Source organism: Lunatimonas lonarensis, from assembly GCF_000390185.1.
Taxonomy (GTDB): domain Bacteria; phylum Bacteroidota; class Bacteroidia; order Cytophagales; family Cyclobacteriaceae; genus Lunatimonas; species Lunatimonas lonarensis.
The window spans coordinates 76,693-94,075 of record NZ_AQHR01000107.1 but is presented as its reverse complement, the minus strand read 5'-3'; the positions used below and the strand labels follow the sequence as shown (position 1 = coordinate 94,075).

The following is a 17,383-nucleotide window of genomic DNA, read 5'->3' as shown; positions in this document are numbered from 1 at the left end:
CCGGGACTAAGTTGTGACCTCTAAAAAACAATTATAGACAGATGAAACAGGCAGAAGGATCCTCAAAGCAAAACCCACTCGAAATGTTGCGCGAAAAAAATGAGCAGGCACTTAAGGGCGGAGGAGTAGAACGGATTGCCGCGCAACACGCAAAGGGAAAGCTGACAGCGCGTGAGCGGATATCTTTGCTCTTGGATGAGGGTTCTTTTCAGGAACTGGATCGATTTGTCGTCCATAGGGGCACCGATTTTGGAATAGACCGCGAGAAATACCTGGGTGACGGAGTCGTGACTGGTTTTGGCAAGGTTTTGGGCAGACTGGTCTACGTTTTTTCCCAAGATTTTACGGTTTTTGGCGGGTCGCTGTCAGAAGCCCATGCCGAGAAAATCGTCAAAATCATGGATTTGGCGATGAAAAACGGAGCTCCTGTAATCGGATTGAACGATTCGGGCGGTGCCCGTATTCAGGAGGGAGTGAGCTCCCTCGGGGGATATGCTGACATCTTTTACAGAAACACCCTTGCATCCGGTGTCATCCCTCAGATCTCTGCTATCATGGGGCCCTGCGCAGGAGGTGCCGTGTACTCGCCCGCCATCACCGATTTTATTCTCATGGTGGAGCAAACCTCCTACATGTTTGTGACCGGGCCCAATGTGGTGAAGACCGTGACGCAGGAACAGGTAAGTGCCGAAGAGCTAGGCGGAGCCATGACCCATGCGAGCAAAAGTGGCGTTACCCACTTTGCCTGCGCCAATGAGGTAGCATGCATCGATCAAATCAAGCACTTGCTTTCTTACCTGCCACAAAATTGCGAAGAGGAAGCTCCAAGTCTGCCTTATGAAACGAAGGGGGACGAGCTAAGGCCTGCATTGGATACGTTGGTGCCAGAAAATCCCAACCATCCTTACGATATGCGTGAGGTGACAGCGGAAATAGCAGATGGGGATAGTTTTTTGGAAGTCCATAAGGATTTTGCCGAAAACATCGTGGTGGGATTCGCACGGATTGCCGGAAGAAGCGTAGGCGTGGTGGGCAATCAGCCGGCGGTTCTTGCCGGGGTATTGGACATACATGCGTCTATAAAGGCTGCCCGTTTTGTGCGGTTTTGCGATTGCTTCAATATTCCGTTGCTGGTTTTGGTGGATGTGCCGGGGTTTTTGCCAGGTACCGATCAGGAGTGGAATGGGATCATCAGCAATGGAGCCAAACTCCTCTATGCCTTTTCGGAAGCGACGGTTCCTCGGATTACCGTCATTACCCGCAAAGCCTACGGCGGAGCCTATGACGTTATGAACTCAAAGCACATCGGTGCCGACCTGAATTTTGCCTGGCCCAGTGCTGAAATCGCCGTAATGGGAGCCAAAGGAGCCGCGGAAATCATCTTCAAGCGGGAAATCGCCCGGTCTGACAATCCCGAGGCCAAACTCAGGGAGAAAATCGATGAATTTACCGATCGATTTGCCAATCCATATACAGCTGCGGAAAGAGGGTATGTGGACGAAGTGATCCTGCCAAGCGAAACCAGGCAGCGCCTGATCCGTGCATTCGACATGCTGGAGAATAAAGTGGATACCCTGCCCCGAAAAAAACACGGCAACATTCCCCTATAACCAGCGCGGAGCGCCCTGTTGGTGAAGGCCGTACCCACATGATTGGCTTTTTAGATTGAGCAGACAACCCCATTTTACAAACTTGGACGATTAAAACTGAAATGAATAGATATGACAGCTAGTGAACAGTTTCTTTACCGCTACCTAAACAACGCCTCGCCTACCGGATTCGAAGCCTCCGGTCAGCAGATTTGGTTGGACTACGTCAAGCCCCTGGTAGATGACTACTTTACCGACGCTTACGGTACTGCCGTAGGCGTAATCAACCCAGGCTCTTCGTATAAGGTAGTAATAGAGGCCCACGCCGATGAGATCAGTTGGTTTGTAAATTACATTACTCCGGAAGGCTATCTGTACGTAGTGCGCAACGGTGGGTCGGACCATATGATTGCACCTTCCATGCGTGTCAACATCCATACCGACAGCAAGGTGATCGACGGGGTATTCGGTTGGCCTGCTATCCATGTGCGGGATAAGGCAAAAGAAGAGGCACCAAAGGTAGAGAATATATTCATTGACGTAGGTGCCCGCTCCAAAGACGAAGTGCTGGAGATGGGGATCTACGTGGGCTGCGTGGTCACTTTTAAGGATGAGCTTACCGAATTGAACGGACGGTTTTACACTGGCCGGGCATTGGATAACCGGGTGGGTGGTTTCATGATCGCAGAGGTGGCTCGATTGCTGAAGGAAAAAGAGGTTAAACTTCCCTTCGGTCTTTATGTGGTAAATGCAGTTCAGGAGGAAATAGGACTTCGAGGAGCGGAAATGATCGCTGCAAGCATCAAACCAAACGCGGCTTTGATTACGGACGTATGTCACGACACCACCGCCCCCATGTACAATAAGGTAGTCAGTGGAGATTACACAGCGGGTAATGGCCCTGTTCTGACCGTTGGTCCGGCAGTGCACCGAAAATTATTGGATCTGGTCATTGCATCGGCAGCCAAACGGGACATACCCTATCAGCGATCCGCTTCGTCCCGTAGCACAGGTACGGATACGGACGCTTTTGCCTATTCCAACGGAGGAGTACCTTCCGCGTTGATCTCCCTTCCCCTTAAATACATGCATACTACCGTGGAGACTGCTTCCAAGTCGGACATACAACAGGTAATTGCTCTTATGGCAGGGTTTTTGGAAGATTTCGATCCGTCGTTTGATTTTAGGTATGTAAAATAAGGAACATGAAGGTATTTATCAATAAAGTGATACCCGCGTATGGGCTCCGCTTACTAAAGGAAGCTGGGGTGGAGGTAACCATGTGGGAAGATTCGGCGATACTATCCAGGGAGGAAGCCATTGCCTTTTGCAAACAGCACGATGCATTCTTGAGCGCAGGCCAGGCGGGCCTCGATGAGGGCTTTTTTCGGCAATGCAGCCACCTGAAAGTGGTGGCCCTCCATTCGGTAGGATTTGATGGGGTGGATATTGCGGCAGCTACCCAACAGGGTATACCCATCGGCAACACTCCGAATGTCCTGAACAAAGCAACCGCCGAGACTGCTCTTTTATTGATGCTTACGGTGGCACGGCGGGCGTTATTTCTTCACCGGAAGATTAAGCGAGGTGAATGGGGTGTCAGTCAGCCGACCCAGGACTTGGGATTTGACCTGGCAGGTAAGACTCTTGGCATCGTAGGTCTGGGCAGGATCGGGTCTGAACTGGCCCGTATGTGCAGACAGTCTTGGGGTATGAAGATTGTGTATCATAATAGAAGCCGAAACTACGAGGCGGAGGATGAATTTGGGGCGACGTGGATGCCCTTTGAGGAGCTCTTGGCAAGTAGTGATTGCATATCCGTGCACACCGCTTTGACGCAAGAAACCCGAGGACTGTTTGGTTATGAGCAGTTTAAACAGATGAAGCCTGGAGCAATCTTCGTCAACACGGCAAGGGGAGGGGTACACTGCGAGCCGGATCTCATCCGTGCTCTACGTGAAGGGGTAATCTATGGTGCCGGTCTGGATGTGACGGATCCAGAACCCATGGCCCCTGATAATCCCCTATTGGATATGGACAATGCGGTGGTGTTTCCACACATAGGATCTTCAACCGTAGAGACCCGCAATGAGATGTCTCGCTGTGCGGCGGAGAATATATTGGCCGGACTAAGGGGCGAACGTCTTCCTTATCCGGTTAATCCGGAGGTTTATGGATAAAAAAAGCCTGAAGTCCATTTTGGTGGGCTTCAGGTTTGGTGGGCTAAAGTGATTTTTTGGCGAGGTAGAAATCTACCATCTCGTAGTCACTGGCTTCCCGGTCGAGCATTTCGGCTACCGTTTTTGGGGGAGATACGATCACTTGGTCGCCTTCTCTCCAATCCAATGGCATAGAGACCTTGTGCTCATCTGCAGTTTGCAGGGCTACGAGCGCCCGTTTGATTTCGACCATGTTTCTACCCACATTCAGCGGATAGTACATGATCAGGCGTATCTTCCCTTTAGGGTCTATGAAAAATACAGCCCTAACGGCGGCGGTTTCACTTTCTCCAGGCTGCAGCATTCCGTATTTTTTGGAAACGCTCATGTCGATGTCTGCAATGATGGGGAACTCAAACAAAATCCCCGTATTCTTTTTCACGTTGTTGACCCAGGCAATATGGGCATGAATCGAGTCAATGCTAAGCCCTACCAATTTGGTTTGGCGCTGTTCAAAGAAGTCTTTTTCGAGTGCAAAACCACTCATCTCAGTAGTGCATACCGGCGTAAAGTCGGCCGGATGGGAAAACAGGATGGTCCAGCTATCTTTGATATACTCAGAAAAACGGATTTTTCCGGTGGTGGTCATTGATTCAAAGTCAGGAGCGATATCACCGATTCGGGGCATATGATAAATTTGATCTTCCATTGCTTATAGTGTTTTTGTTTTTTTGATAATTCAAAATTAAAAGGTAGGAGGCCTATGCAGGGTGACAACTATCACTAAGAACCCGGTCTGCCAATAGTAATATTCTATGCGCCAGTGACAAAGTCTATGGAAAGCACCTATGCAATGCAATTTCTTGTGAAACATGGGTATATTTACGTTTGGCTGAATTGGATCAGCCGTCAGTCTAGGACATCTATAAAGGAATCAGTTATTATGCAACGAAGAAGTTTTTTTTGGTTACTCTTTTTGGGAATTGCATTGACCATTTATTCGTGTAAGGAAAAGGCCACAGAAGTGCAGCGGGTGCGCTTTGGATTGATTTCGGATGTTCATCTACCAACGATGCATGACTCTGAGCACCGTATTCAGACGTTTATAGACAGCATGCGGCTGGCCAAGCCGGATTTTTTGATCGAGTTGGGGGATCTGGTTACTCCCGCACCCCAGTATCAGCCCCTGTTTGAAATTTGGGAAAACTATCCCGGAGAAAGGTACTCAGTTATAGGAAATCATGAGATGGATGGGGGCTATGGTCTTGAACAAGTACTGGAGCACCGCAAGCTGCAGCAATCCTATTATCATTTTGAGAAAAACGGTTTTCATTTTATCGTATTGGACGGTAACGACAAGCGAACCCCGGAGGAGACAGGCTATCGTGAATACATAGGCCCCGTACAACAGGAGTGGCTAAAGAGCAAGCTTGAGGCGCTCGAAGGGCCGATTGTTATTTTTTCGCACCAATCCATCGGCCCGATAGGATCCATGCACAACGGTGCGGAAATCAGGCAGCTATTGGAAGCCCACAACAAGGACAACGAAAGAAGTCGGATCGTAGCTTGTTTCAATGGACACCTACACTACGACGATGCCCGGCAGGTCAATGGAATTTGGTATATTCATGTCAATAGCGCGGCTTATTTTTGGATGGGAGAGGAATACGCCCACATCCGATATTCCGAGGAGGTAGACCGGGATTTTCGATGGATCAAATACACAGCTCCTTACCGGGATCCCCTGTTTGCCGTAGTGGAGATATCCTCCGATGGAGAAATAAGTATTCATGGCAAACAATCGGAATACGTAGGCCCCTCCCCTTGGGAACTGGGGTATCCGGAAAGAAACAGGGAGTCCATCCGTCCGGCGATTTCTGATCGGAAGCTTCGGTTTGACCCTCTGTAAGCCTGCAGATACAAAACCCGGAAATTAAGGACTACGTTTTAACAGGTAACCTATTAAAATCAAAACTATGAGGGCTTTGGTAATCTCAGGAGGAGGAAGTAAGGGTGCCTTTGCGGGAGGTGTCGCTGAGTTTCTCATTCGTGAATGCAGGCACGACTACCGTCTGTTTTTGGGAACCTCCACCGGAAGCCTTTTGGTGCCACTTTTGTCCATAGGTGAGATCGAGAAGATCAAGGGCATCTATACGTCGGTCACACAAAACCAGATTTTTGATATCTCGCCCTTTTACATTGTCCAGGAAAATGGCGAACCCCGCATCCGAATCAACCACATAAACACCGTCCGCATGTTTATCAAGGGAAGAAAGACCTTTGGTGAGAGCCTGGCTCTGTTGGAGTTGATCAAGAAGATCATGACTCCAGAGGACTTTGCGAGGATGCAGGCAAACGAAGCGAATGTGTATGTGACGGTTTCCAATCTCACAACCAATCGTGTTGAGTATAAATCACTAAAAGAGTGCAGCTACCTGGACTTTTGCGAGTGGATATGGGCGTCTTCCAACTTGGTGCCGTTTATGAGTCTTCTGGAGAAAAACGGATGCCAGTATGCCGACGGAGGGTTTGCGGATATCGTTCCCATATCTGAGGCAATTTATCGGGGTGCCAAGGAAATTGACGTGATCGTGCTGAAATCCAATCAGCCGAGAGGTAAAAAGGACAACGTGAAAAATGCGTTGGAGCTTATGACACGAACCTTCGATTTTATGCTGGATCAGATTTCGGCCGATGACATCAAAATTGGCAAACTGGAAGGTGGAAGAAGAAAGGTGGATTTGAATTTCTATTACCCGCCTACGGTTCTGACAGAAAATTCCCTCATATTCGACCCAAAACAGATGAAGAGATGGTGGCAGGAGGGCTATGATTTTGCCAAAGCACACAATCCGGTTTGTAAATGCCTGGAGGTAGGCTGACAGCAATTCGGGTTGATAATTTGGTTTGTTTTAAATATAATCCCCATGTATCGTTATACCCTTTGGCATTATCTCGTTTCAGTTTCCCTGCTTTTTTTTGGTTGTAATACAAGCAATGATCCCACCAAGGGGAATGACACTCGACGAAAGATTGAGCCCGTAAATTTGAATGAACTTCCCGTCCAAGAAGGAACCATTGCCCTCACGCAGGGTCAGATAGTGGATGTAAAAAACGGAACCATCCTTTCAAACCATACGCTGTTGATACAGGAAGGCCGGATTCAATCCATTTTTCCGGATGGAACGAAAGGTCTGCCTGCTGGGACGAATGTTTTCGATTGCGAAGGCAGTTATGTGATGCCCGGATTAATAGATGTTCATTTTCATTTGGATCAGTTGAGGGGTTTGCCAAACCTCTTTTTGAAGAAAGGCATAACGGCTCTTCGGGATCCGGGAGCATGGATAGAGGCATACGGGAATGAGAGAAGACGGGGATTGCCTATACCGCGGCTATATCTTACCGGGCCTCACTTGGATATGTTTCCTCCCGCCCATCCCAAGGATGCGCTGATTGTGCGGGATGAGGCGGAAGCCCGTCAGCAGGTCAGGAATTTGGTAGCTCGTGGAGCCAGTGCCATCAAGATTTACTATCGCCTTTCCCTTGGACTGATAGAAGCTGTGGCGGATGAATCCCAGAAGCTTGGCGTCCCTACGACTGCCCACCTCGAGATCAGCGATGCCGCGGATGTTTTGCGTGCAGGCGTAAACGGCATTGAACACGTGACTTCCGTCGGCTTGGCATTGGTTCCTACGTTTGAGGCCGAGGCCTATCGGCAAAAAGTTCTTGCGGACAATAATGCCCGCAGGGAGGGTAGGTACGAGATGTGGAGTGGGTTGGATTTTACCGTGAACCAAGAAAGAGTGGATACCATTTTTCAGCTAATGAACCAAGGCGGTGTGTTTTTCTGTCCAACCTTGGCAGTATTTGAAGTTGGGGAAGACGCGGAGGATCCGGTTCGTAGGCAGGGCTTTGAAAAGATGATGGAATTTACCCGCTTAGCCTATTCGGAGGGAGTCACCCTTGCCGTTGGTTCCCATTCGTATGTGCCCTATTCGTCCTATGGATCAGCCTATCAACGAGAGTTGGAACTCATGAATGCCTGCGGGATGTCGCTCCCCGATTTGATCCGTGCGGCCACTTGGGAAAACGCACGTTTCTTGGGCGCAGAGGTGGACATTGGGAGTCTGGAGGCGGGGAAGCGGGCGGATTTGATCTTGCTGCGGTCAAATCCGTTTGAAAACGTCAAGAACATGGAAGGTGTCCGGCGGGTTATGTTGAACGGTGTTTGGGTGGATTGATCTTTTTTTGAGGATACTTACGAATAACACATAGTTTTTGGCCGCTTTTTGTTGCGGATGAGCGTTTTATTCTACACTTTTGTGGGACAAATGCGCACGTGGCGAAATTGGTAGACGCACTGTCTTCAGGCGGCAGCGCCTTCGGGTGTGAAGGTTCGAATCCTTTCGTGCGCACTTTTTATTTCTTCTTTAGCCTACGGGAGAGGAGTTTTACAAAATTTTCCCTCCGCTCGTTTACCGGAAAATCGTCCCCGAGCAAATAGCCATAAGCCTCCAGTCCGGGAATTCTATCCAACGTGATCTTTAATATACCTACCAACGGTATAGATAAGACCATCCCAGAAACTCCCCAGATTGCGCCGCCTATCAGTATAGCGAGTATTACAGCTAGGACGTTCACCTTCACTTTCCCCCCTACCACGACCGGTGTAATCAGGTTGTTTTCCAAAAGTTGAATACCCCAAAGTACGGCCAAGGTTAGCAGGGGATAGAACAAGGTATCGGTAGTCAGGAATACATAGAAAATCACCAAGGCCGAACTCACGATTACCCCAATGTAGGGAATCAGGTTCATGACGGCGATGAAAAGGGCAAACAACAGGTAGAATTTTATGCCAATGAAATAGAAATACACCCCTGCCAACACCGAAACGATCAAGGTTACCTTGGCCATTCCCACGAGGTATTGATGGATTATCCTACCTGAGTCCTCCGCCCATAGGAGGATCCGTTCGTTGCTTTTTTCCGATATTTTCATCAGAAAGGAAACGAAGAAATCCTTGTAATACATCAGTAGGAAAATATACAGCGGGACAATTCCGATCAGGGTGATGGACTTTCCCGTGTTGAAGAGTGTTTCGTTGAAGTTGTCAGGGTTAATAAACAGACTTGTCATGTCGGTTTCTGCCCACACCTCCATGTTCAGTCCACTGATGGCAGCGATGTTTTCCAGGTATCCGGCAAGTTTGGACTGGAAATTGGCACCAATGTGCGGAATGTCTCGAATCAAAGAAACCATTTGATTAAAAACAACAACTACAATACCCAAAAAAACGAGCGTAAACGAAGCCAACGACAACACAATCGCAACGCCTCTTGGAAGTCGTTTGTTTTCCAGCCAGTTAGCTACCGGATATAGAGCAAATGAAAAAAAAATGCCCCAAACCAGCGGAACAAAAATAAAGCTTGCATAGGTCAGTGCCAGTGTGCCAAGTGTAGCTATTACCAATCCATAGGCAGTTTTTTGGATCAGATTTGTTTCTATTGGCATGGTGAAATCGGTTCTTTGATCATCGGATAGAAATCGGAGATAAGATAGGGATTTTGCGGCCTTTTTAATCAAGTTCGCGTTCTTTTTTGCCATTAAGGGGGATCGCATTGGTATCGTTATCCAAAATAGCTATATTCACCTTCCATTTTTGAACGACCCAAATGACAACAATGAGACGTACCATTCTGCTGTTCCTGATTCTTGCCGGTATTTCGTTGCATACCTTAGAAGCACAGGAAGGCCTACTAAAAATCATCATGATTGGTGCCCACCCGGATGATTGTGAAATCAAGGGAGGGGGTACGGCTGCCTTATTTATTGAAATGGGACACCAGGTCAAATTTGTTTCCGTGACCAACGGCGACGCGGGTCACATGGAAATGGGCGGCGGTATGTTGGCAAAACGTAGAAGGGCCGAAACCGAGGAGGTATCCCGCAGGTTAGGGGTGGCCTACGATGTGCTGGACAACCACGATGGGGAACTCCTCGCAACCCTTCCCGTGCGGCTTGATATCATACGGCTGATCCGGGAGTGGGAGGCGGATGTGGTGATTTCTCATCGACCCAACGATTACCATCCTGACCACCGATATACGGCGATTTTGGTACAGGATGCGGCGTATATGGTCGGCGTACCCAATGTGGCCCCTGATGTGCCTCCACTTAAAAAGAATCCCGTCTTCCTTTACTTTCAGGACAATTTCCAAAAACCAAACCCCTTTACAGCCGATATAGCAGTGGACATTTCTTCGGTTATCGACAAGAAAATCGATGCCATGGATGCCCACGTTTCCCAGTTTTACGAGTGGCTGCCCTGGATAGGTGGCTATGCCAACGAGGTGCCGGCAGGATCCGAGGAGCGAAAGCAGTGGTTACGTACCAAACGCTGGGGCAGCGTGAGTCAAACGCTGCTTCCTGCACTGGAAAAATGGTACGGAAAAAGCAGGGCAGCCCAGGCATCATACGTGGAGGCTTTTGAGGTGTGCGAATATGGCAGCAGACCAAGCGAGGAAGACCTCAGGCGATTGTTTCCTATGCTAGGTAAGTGATACCGGATTGACTCTGGCTAGGTGTCTCGAATCAAGTGCATTTACAGTGATAAAAAAAATCATCCATACAATTAATTGCAACTATTCATGAGTAAACGAAATGTGCTGGTAACAGGAGGTGCCAGTGGAATCGGTCTTGCCATATCGAGGCGGTTTGCCGAAGCAGGTGATACGGTCTACGTGCTTGACTTCAACAGGGAAAATGGTGAAAAAGTAGCTGCTTGGATGCAGGATCAAGGATATTCTACCCATTTTTTGGAAACCGATGTGTCTTCTCAGGAGCAGGTTAGACAGGTTTTCGATTCCATCGAAGGGGAGATTCACGTACTGGTCAACAACGCCGGGGTATCTCATGTGGGCAACTTGGAACAAACGGTGGAGAGTGAGTTGGACAGGCTTTACAGGGTAAATATCAAAGGGGTTTACAATTGTTCGCTGGCTGCCATTGGCCGCATGAAAGCGCAGGGTGGTGGTGTGATCATCAACATGGCGTCGGTAGCAGCCACCGTGGGCATTGCAGATAGGTTTGCCTACTCTATGACCAAGGGAGCCGTGCGTACCATGACTCTTTCGATGGCGAGGGATTACGTGGCGTATAACATACGGGTGAATGCCATTTCCCCGGCGCGGGTGCATACGCCCTTCGTAGATGGTTACCTTGCCAAAAACTATCCCGGACGGGAGAAGGAAGTGTTTGACCAACTGGCGGCTACACAGCCCATCGGTCGTATGGGTAGCCCCGAAGAGGTAGCCCAAATGGCGTTTTACCTCGCTTCCGCTGAGGCTTCCTTTCTTACAGGGGCCGATTACCTTGTGGATGGCGGCTTTTCGCATTTAAAAATGTAAACTATCAAACAACCTACATATATCATGAAATTAATTCGATTTGGGAACGTCGGTGAGGAAAAACCGGGTATTGTAACAGAAGATGGCCGGCAATTGGATGTGAGTGCCTTTGGGATAGATTGGAACGAGGAGTTTTTGGGCGATGAATCCGGATTTCAGAAGCTCGCGGAGTGGCTGGAAGCCCATCAACAGGATTGCCCAGAGGTGCCGGCAGGCACAAGGCTTGGCTCGCCCATCGTCCGCCCTTCCAAAATTATTTGCGTAGGACTGAATTATTCCCTGCATGCCAAAGAGAGTGGAATGGAAGTGCCGGCTCAGCCAGTACTTTTCATGAAGGCGACATCTTCCTTGTCCGGACCATTTGATGATATTGTGATTCCAAAAAATTCCCAGGCAACGGACTGGGAGGTAGAACTGGCCATTATCATCGGTAAAAAGGCCTCTTATGTCAGCAAAGAGGATGCTTACGATCACATAGCAGGCTATGCCGTTCATAACGACGTGAGTGAGCGGGATTTTCAGCTACGACATGGGGGGCAATGGGTTAAAGGCAAAAGTGCGGATACGTTTGCGCCCTTGGGACCTTGGTTGGTTACCAAAGAGGCAGTTGCCAATCCCAACAACCTGCACCTATGGCTGAAGCTAAACGGTACAACCGTTCAGGATAGCTCTACTTCTGATTTGGTTTTTGACGTTCCCACGTTGGTAAGCTATATCAGCCAGTATATGACATTACTGCCTGGCGACGTGATCAGCACCGGTACTCCTTCGGGCGTAGGTATGGGTTTTAATCCGCCCGTTTACCTAAAAGAGGGAGACGTGGTAGAGTTAGGTGTGGAAGGCCTGGGAACTTCGAAGCAACAAGTGGTCGCCTATAAAGGCTAACCATAGTACAAGTGAACCCATAAAGCCGATGGCCTGATCTATGGATTGATCGGGCCATTGCTTTTTTCGGTATTGGCCGAGTTTTCAATTCGCAGCCTGGAAGTAAGTCGTTCTACCGACCTAACGTAAAAGAAAGTGACCTCACTATCGATTTTAATTCGGAAAGCCTTTTTTTCAAGCCGTAAGGGCTGTCTTTGGACACCCATATTGCTGCTTGTATTGGTCTTTTCAAATCCTTTTTTGGGGTTTTCCCAGGAGTTGCATTGGCAGGTGCTGCCATCACTTCCCGATGGGGAGGGCTTTGCCGGTATGTACGCGGGGGTAAGTAATGGTGTGCTGTTGGCCGCCGGAGGGGCGAACTTCCCGAAGGGCAGACCCTGGGAGGGGGGACAAAAGGTTTGGTACGACCGGATTTTTTATTTGGCGTCTCCAGGCAATTCTTGGGTTGAGACTGACCAGAAATTGCCTGCCCCTTTGGGGTATGGCCTATCGGTTTCCTTTGACGACTATGTTCTCCTAGTAGGGGGCAGCCATGCAGCAGGTCATACCGATGCCGTTTACGGGCTAGTCTTTGAGGGGGGAGCTGTGCGGGTGGACGAAGCATTTCCTTCTTTGCCCTATCCCTTGGCGAATATGGCTGGGGCGTTGCTGGATGGAGTCCTTATGTTGGTCGGTGGGCAGGTAAAGCCTGATGGTCTGGCCGATAGCCGGTTTTTGTATTTGGATTTAAATCTCCCCCGGGAACGCCTCCAGTGGAGGGAAGGTCCGATTTTTCCAGGAAGCTCCCGCATTCAAGCCGTCGCCGGCGTGGTGGATAAGTCGTTTTTTATACTGAGTGGCTTTCACCTTACCGAAAAGGGCGAAGGTTGGGATAGACACCTCTTGAGGGATGCCTATCGATTTTCGTTTGTGGATCAGGTTGGGGAGGGTGTTTGGGAAAAGTTGCCGGACTTGCCTAGGGGAGTGGCGGCGGCCCCGTCTCCTGCTTTTTCGATAGGTCGGTCGCACTTGCTGATAGCAGGCGGGATTGACACCGACGAACGGGCGGCTCTCGGAGCTATCGACCATCCCGGATTTAGCGAGCAGTTACTGGCTTTTCACGTGCCCAGTCAACAGTGGGTTGATATGGGTTCGTTGCCGGCGGGCGGGTCCCGGGTTACCGCTCCGAGTGTGTTATGGGAAAAGCAGTGGGTGGTTCCCAGTGGGGAGAGGTTTCCAGGCGTACGCTCTCCGTCCGTTTCCGGACTGGCGCAGCGCCCGGTTTTTGGGTGGTTAAACTGGACAAGCCTGGGTGTTTACTTGGGCCTCATGTTGGCCATTGGTTTTTATTTCTCCAAGCAGGAAAAAACCACGGAGAATTACTTTTTGGCCGGAAGAAAGATCCCCTGGTGGGCTGCTGGATTAAGTATTTATGGCACCCAACTAAGTGCGATCACGTTTATGGCCATACCGGTAGTTGTGTTCGCTTCAGACTGGCGACTGATTATGGGTGCCTGTATGATTTTGTTGATCGTGCCGATTGTGGTTCGGTTTTACCTGCCTTTTTTTCGTCGGGTAAATATTCTCACGGCTTATCAGTACCTGGAGCGTCGCTTTGACAGGAACGTCCGTAGCCTAGGTAGTATTACCTTTATTTTGATGCAATTGGCCCGTATGGGCGTTGTGCTTTATTTGCCCGCCATCGCCATCTCCTCTGTGACAGGAATGCCTATTTTACTTTGTGTGGGCATCATGGGGGTGTTTAGCACGCTGTATACTGTATTGGGTGGTATGGAGGCGGTGATTTGGACCGACGTAATCCAAGTGCTGGTATTGTTGGGAGGAGCTGTCGCCGCTTTGGTCATTGCGATCTGGCAAATAGACGGAGGCTTGCCAAAGGTTTGGCAGATCGGGATTGCAGAGGGGAAATTTAGGGTTTTGGAATGGGGCTGGGATTACCGTGAACTCGTTTTCTGGGTGGCAATAATCGGTTTTTTCTTCCTAAATGTCATTTCTTATACCTCCGACCAAGTAGTCATTCAGCGGTACCTAACCGTACGGACAGAGAAGGAGGCGGCCAAGAGCCTGTGGACAAACGGCCTGATTTCGGTACCGGGAATTTTTGTGTTTTTGGGTCTTGGCACGGTGCTGTATGTGCTGTACCAAACCAATCCCCACAAGATAGGAAGTTCAAATCCGGAGGAGTTGCTGCCTTATTATATCGTGTCGGAAATGCCGGCTGGCGTTGCAGGGATGGTGATTGCAGGTATATTTGCCGCCAGTATGTCCTCGTTGGATAGCTCCATGAACAGCATTTCCACGGCCTACATCTCCGATCTCCATCGGTTCATCCGACCCGGATGGGAAGATCGCAGGAACCTGAGATTGGCCAAGTGGCTGACCGTTTGGATCGGTTTTTTTGGTACACTCAGCGCGGTTTGGATCGCCCTGGCCAATGTGGGTTTTATCTTCGATCTCTTTCAAAAGCTCCTGGGTATGATCGGTGGAGCACTTGCCGGGGTGTTTATTTTGGGTATCTTCACCCGTCGAGCCAATGCAAAAGGTGCGGTCGTCGGTATTTTGGGAGGAAGTACCGTTACCTTTTTGGCAAGTCGTTTTACGGAGACCAATGGGTATCTTTTCGGAGCAATTGGTGTGGTGTCCTGTGTGCTGCTGGGGTATTTGGCAAGCCTTTTTTTTCCTGCTGAACCAACGAAGGCCGAGGGGAATACCTACAACAGCTTGATTGGCCGTAAAAGGGTAATCTAACCGGATGCTGATGGCGGATTCTCTGGTGGGTTTGCCATTCCGGTTCCCGAGGCAAGTGTAAGATTGCCTGTTTTGATGTGCAAGTCGCGCTGGGGAAATGGGATTTCAATCCCGGCTTCCTTGAATGACTCGTAGATGTCTGTGAGCACTTTATTGCGGGTGTCTACCCAGATGTCAAAATTGTTTACCCAAAACAACATTCGGAATTCGATGGCACTGTCCGCAAAATTATGCAGCAATACCTTTGGTACGGGAACCGACATGATGTCCTTGTTTTTTAAAACCTCCTCCAGTACTTCCTGCACTTTTTTAAGATCGGAGCCATAAGATACCCCAATGATGATTTCGATACGTCTTCGTCTATCAGAAAGCGTCCAATTGATGAGGTGCTGGGACAAAAGGTCGCCGTTTGGGATGATCACCTCTGAGCCATCGTAAGCCTGGATGGTACTGGACCGGATGCCAACTTCTTTGACAACCCCTGACCTCCCGCCCACTTCTATGGCGTCGCCGATTTGTATAGGTCGTTCAAAGGCGAGAATGATTCCCGAGGCTAGGTTGTTCACAATAGTCTGAAGCCCAAAGGCAATACCCACACTCAGGCCGCCCAAGATGATCGTAAGGTTGTCCAAGGAGATGCCCGAAAATGCCAGGGCCATGAAAAATCCCAGAATCAACACAGCCAGGCGGATCAGAAGCACTGATGATCCCAACCGTTTGTCTCGGCCATCTGCCTTATGACTGTCCCGTATAGATACGAAGTAGGCGATGTTTTTGGCCAAAACAGAGGACGTCCAAATCACCAAGATAAAAATGAGTATACTCCCAAAGGTGAAGGAAGAATTTCCGACGGCACGGGTCTGCGATAGAAATCCGCTCAGCCAATCGATGATGAAATCGTCTATGGAAAGGTTTAGTGCCAGAAAATAAGCCCACATTATCACTCCCAGGAAGATGAAAAAGTTACTTAGTTTTTTGTATATGGCTTTGTAATCCAGGTAGTTTGTGTACTCTTTGTCGTTGCCTTGGAGCAATTCCACTTGCAGGTAAAGGGCTTCCATGATCACTGTGACAAAAAGATACAAACTTATGCCTTGGGTTACACTTAGCGTGGAACCTACGCCCAGTACCTTTGCGAGGCTAAACCTGCCAAAGACGTGGAAAAGCATCGATAGTCCCTGCATGACCAAATAAAGGTAGATCAGACTGATCAGGTGTTTTGGGTACTGTTCGGACTTTTTCCGGATCAGCGACAAACTTTGAAATCCCACATAGAGACCAAAAATAGATGCTAAGGTCAAATACCACCGTTCTTGATTGGCATGCTCCACCACGAGGTTACTGGTTCCAAACACCAATAGGCTAATGACAACAAAAACCCACAGGCGAAACACCTTTTTGATCAGGACTTGTTTTATCAACAAGGTAGAGCAAACGGTCATTCCAATCAGTGTTGCAAAGATAAGGCCGTTCGGAGGAAAAGGGAGGATATACGGTGCTAGGGTAAGTATGCTGAGGATAGCACAGATGAGCGGGGATTTGGTCAGGTATTTATTACGATCCAGGATTAGCTGGGAGAATTTCTTTTCCGTTCGGATTTTATTCACCAAATACACAAACCAAAAATAAATCAGGCTTCCCAACACTAGGATCCACACAAAGGAGCCAAGGTTTCGTTTCAGGTAGGTACGAAGGATAATATGGTTCAATAAAACCGACTCCTCCAAGATGGGATAGAGCTCGGGAAGCTCCTTCAATGAGCGCAGTTGCCAAATAAAGGGAGAGTCTTTTTGGAAATAATCCGATCGAATGGCGCGCTGCTGTTCTTTGATCTCGTCTTTGGCGTCGTTTATCCCCACGCTAAGTGCGGAAAGCTTGGATTGGAGCTCTAGGTTTTCGATGTTTTGTAGGGTAAAGAGGCTATCTGCCCGCGTGAGGCGGTTTAACAGCGAGGTCCATTGTTCATTGAGGGCAGGCAGTGCACTTGAATCTACCATCGAAGTGGCGGATTGGTAGGTGTCTTTGATTACCTGTATGGTTTGGCCGATCTGTGAGAAGGATTCGGTGCGTTCGTCCAGGTCGGCCCGCCAGCGGGCCACAAGTAGGTTATAGCCTGAAAGGAGGTTATCCAGTTCGTTCAGGTATTGAAGATTGAATTCGATTTCACCGGTGTAAAAGTTCTCCATGATTCTTTCCACCACACCTTCGATTATGGGGATGTCTTCATTGATGGTTTCCCAGTTTGGGTCACGCTGGAGACGGATAATGGCAGTCTGTAGGGACTGGAAGTATTCTTCGTTGTTTCGAATGAGTTGGTTGATCGTCAGGGGCTTTTTGGAGGAGGTAGCTGCCAAACTGTCAGTGTTGTCCGCGTTTTCGGTAGCGGTTGCTTTGGTCTGTTGGGCAGCGATTGGGTACAGTGGCCCCATTATGAAAATGCCCCAAACAAGCATGGCCTGAACGATGGAAGTTCCGATTATGGCAGAAAGCCAATGTACACGTTTCCTTGGGTTTGGATAAATAGGGTGCATTTTTTTACATCGACCGTCCAAATGTATGCGTTTTAATTAGTAAATTTAAAGAAATGGTTGGTCGC

13 protein-coding genes and 1 tRNA gene are annotated in these 17,383 nt (G+C 49.0%); 11 read left to right on the top strand and 3 right to left on the bottom strand.

From position 1 onward, the window contains the following. Positions 1–41 precede the first annotated feature (41 nt). The 3 genes from ADIS_RS18695 (at position 42) to ADIS_RS18685 (ending at position 3,769) form a co-directional block, all read left to right on the top strand. On the top strand, positions 42–1,610 hold the full coding sequence (locus ADIS_RS18695) for an acyl-CoA carboxylase subunit beta (RefSeq protein WP_010856247.1): 1,569 nt from the start codon (positions 42–44) through the stop codon (positions 1,608–1,610). A gap of 111 nt (positions 1,611–1,721) precedes the next feature. Next, on the top strand, positions 1,722–2,789 hold the full coding sequence (locus tag ADIS_RS18690) for a M20/M25/M40 family metallo-hydrolase (RefSeq protein ID WP_010856246.1): 1,068 nt from the start codon (positions 1,722–1,724) through the stop codon (positions 2,787–2,789). Between the two features lie 5 nt (positions 2,790–2,794). After that, entirely contained in the window at positions 2,795–3,769 is a 975-nt protein-coding gene (locus ADIS_RS18685; protein ID WP_010856245.1) for a 2-hydroxyacid dehydrogenase, read from the top strand. Positions 3,770–3,812: 43 nt separating this feature from the next. Here the strand turns inward: ADIS_RS18685 and ADIS_RS18680 are convergent, their stop codons facing one another. Further along, positions 3,813–4,457, bottom strand: coding sequence for a peroxiredoxin (locus ADIS_RS18680; protein WP_035806953.1), 645 nt, complete (start codon positions 4,455–4,457; stop codon positions 3,813–3,815). 234 nt (positions 4,458–4,691) lie between these two features. Here ADIS_RS18680 and ADIS_RS18675 point away from each other — a divergent pair, with 234 nt between their 5' ends. The 4 genes from ADIS_RS18675 (at position 4,692) to ADIS_RS18660 (ending at position 8,163) form a co-directional block, all read left to right on the top strand. Then, positions 4,692–5,657 carry a metallophosphoesterase family protein gene (locus tag ADIS_RS18675; RefSeq protein ID WP_010856243.1) on the top strand — a complete coding sequence of 322 codons (966 nt, stop codon included), beginning with the start codon at positions 4,692–4,694 and terminating at the stop codon, positions 5,655–5,657. 67 nt (positions 5,658–5,724) lie between these two features. Then, positions 5,725–6,630 carry a patatin-like phospholipase family protein gene (locus ADIS_RS18670; RefSeq protein ID WP_010856242.1) on the top strand — a complete coding sequence of 302 codons (906 nt, stop codon included), beginning with the start codon at positions 5,725–5,727 and terminating at the stop codon, positions 6,628–6,630. Between the two features lie 45 nt (positions 6,631–6,675). After that, positions 6,676–7,989: an amidohydrolase family protein gene (locus ADIS_RS18665; protein ID WP_051113354.1), complete on the top strand. Its 1,314-nt coding sequence runs from the start codon at positions 6,676–6,678 to the stop codon at positions 7,987–7,989. A 92-nt stretch (positions 7,990–8,081) separates the two neighbouring features. Next, positions 8,082–8,163 (top strand) — tRNA-Leu (locus ADIS_RS18660). Between the two features lie 4 nt (positions 8,164–8,167). Here ADIS_RS18660 and ADIS_RS18655 read toward each other — a convergent pair. Further along, positions 8,168–9,259 carry an AI-2E family transporter gene (locus tag ADIS_RS18655; protein WP_010856240.1) on the bottom strand — a complete coding sequence of 364 codons (1,092 nt, stop codon included), beginning with the start codon at positions 9,257–9,259 and terminating at the stop codon, positions 8,168–8,170. A gap of 170 nt (positions 9,260–9,429) precedes the next feature. Between ADIS_RS18655 and ADIS_RS18650 the strand changes: the two genes are divergently transcribed. The 4 genes from ADIS_RS18650 (at position 9,430) to ADIS_RS18635 (ending at position 14,787) form a co-directional block, all read left to right on the top strand. Next, complete coding sequence (locus tag ADIS_RS18650) at positions 9,430–10,308, top strand: PIG-L deacetylase family protein (RefSeq protein ID WP_010856239.1); 879 nt, start codon at positions 9,430–9,432, stop codon at positions 10,306–10,308. 87 nt (positions 10,309–10,395) lie between these two features. After that, positions 10,396–11,154, top strand: coding sequence for an SDR family NAD(P)-dependent oxidoreductase (locus ADIS_RS18645; protein ID WP_010856238.1), 759 nt, complete (start codon positions 10,396–10,398; stop codon positions 11,152–11,154). A 24-nt stretch (positions 11,155–11,178) separates the two neighbouring features. Continuing rightward, positions 11,179–12,039 carry a fumarylacetoacetate hydrolase family protein gene (locus ADIS_RS18640; RefSeq protein WP_010856237.1) on the top strand — a complete coding sequence of 287 codons (861 nt, stop codon included), beginning with the start codon at positions 11,179–11,181 and terminating at the stop codon, positions 12,037–12,039. Between the two features lie 240 nt (positions 12,040–12,279). Next, positions 12,280–14,787 carry a sodium:solute symporter family transporter gene (locus ADIS_RS18635; RefSeq protein ID WP_238325457.1) on the top strand — a complete coding sequence of 836 codons (2,508 nt, stop codon included), beginning with the start codon at positions 12,280–12,282 and terminating at the stop codon, positions 14,785–14,787. Here ADIS_RS18635 and ADIS_RS18630 read toward each other — a convergent pair. Continuing rightward, a complete protein-coding gene (locus ADIS_RS18630) occupies positions 14,784–17,318 on the bottom strand; it encodes a mechanosensitive ion channel family protein (protein ID WP_051113353.1) in 2,535 nt (844 codons plus the stop codon). The two genes, ADIS_RS18635 and ADIS_RS18630, sit on opposite strands and share 4 nt — an antisense overlap. Between the last annotated feature and the right edge of the window lie 65 nt (positions 17,319–17,383).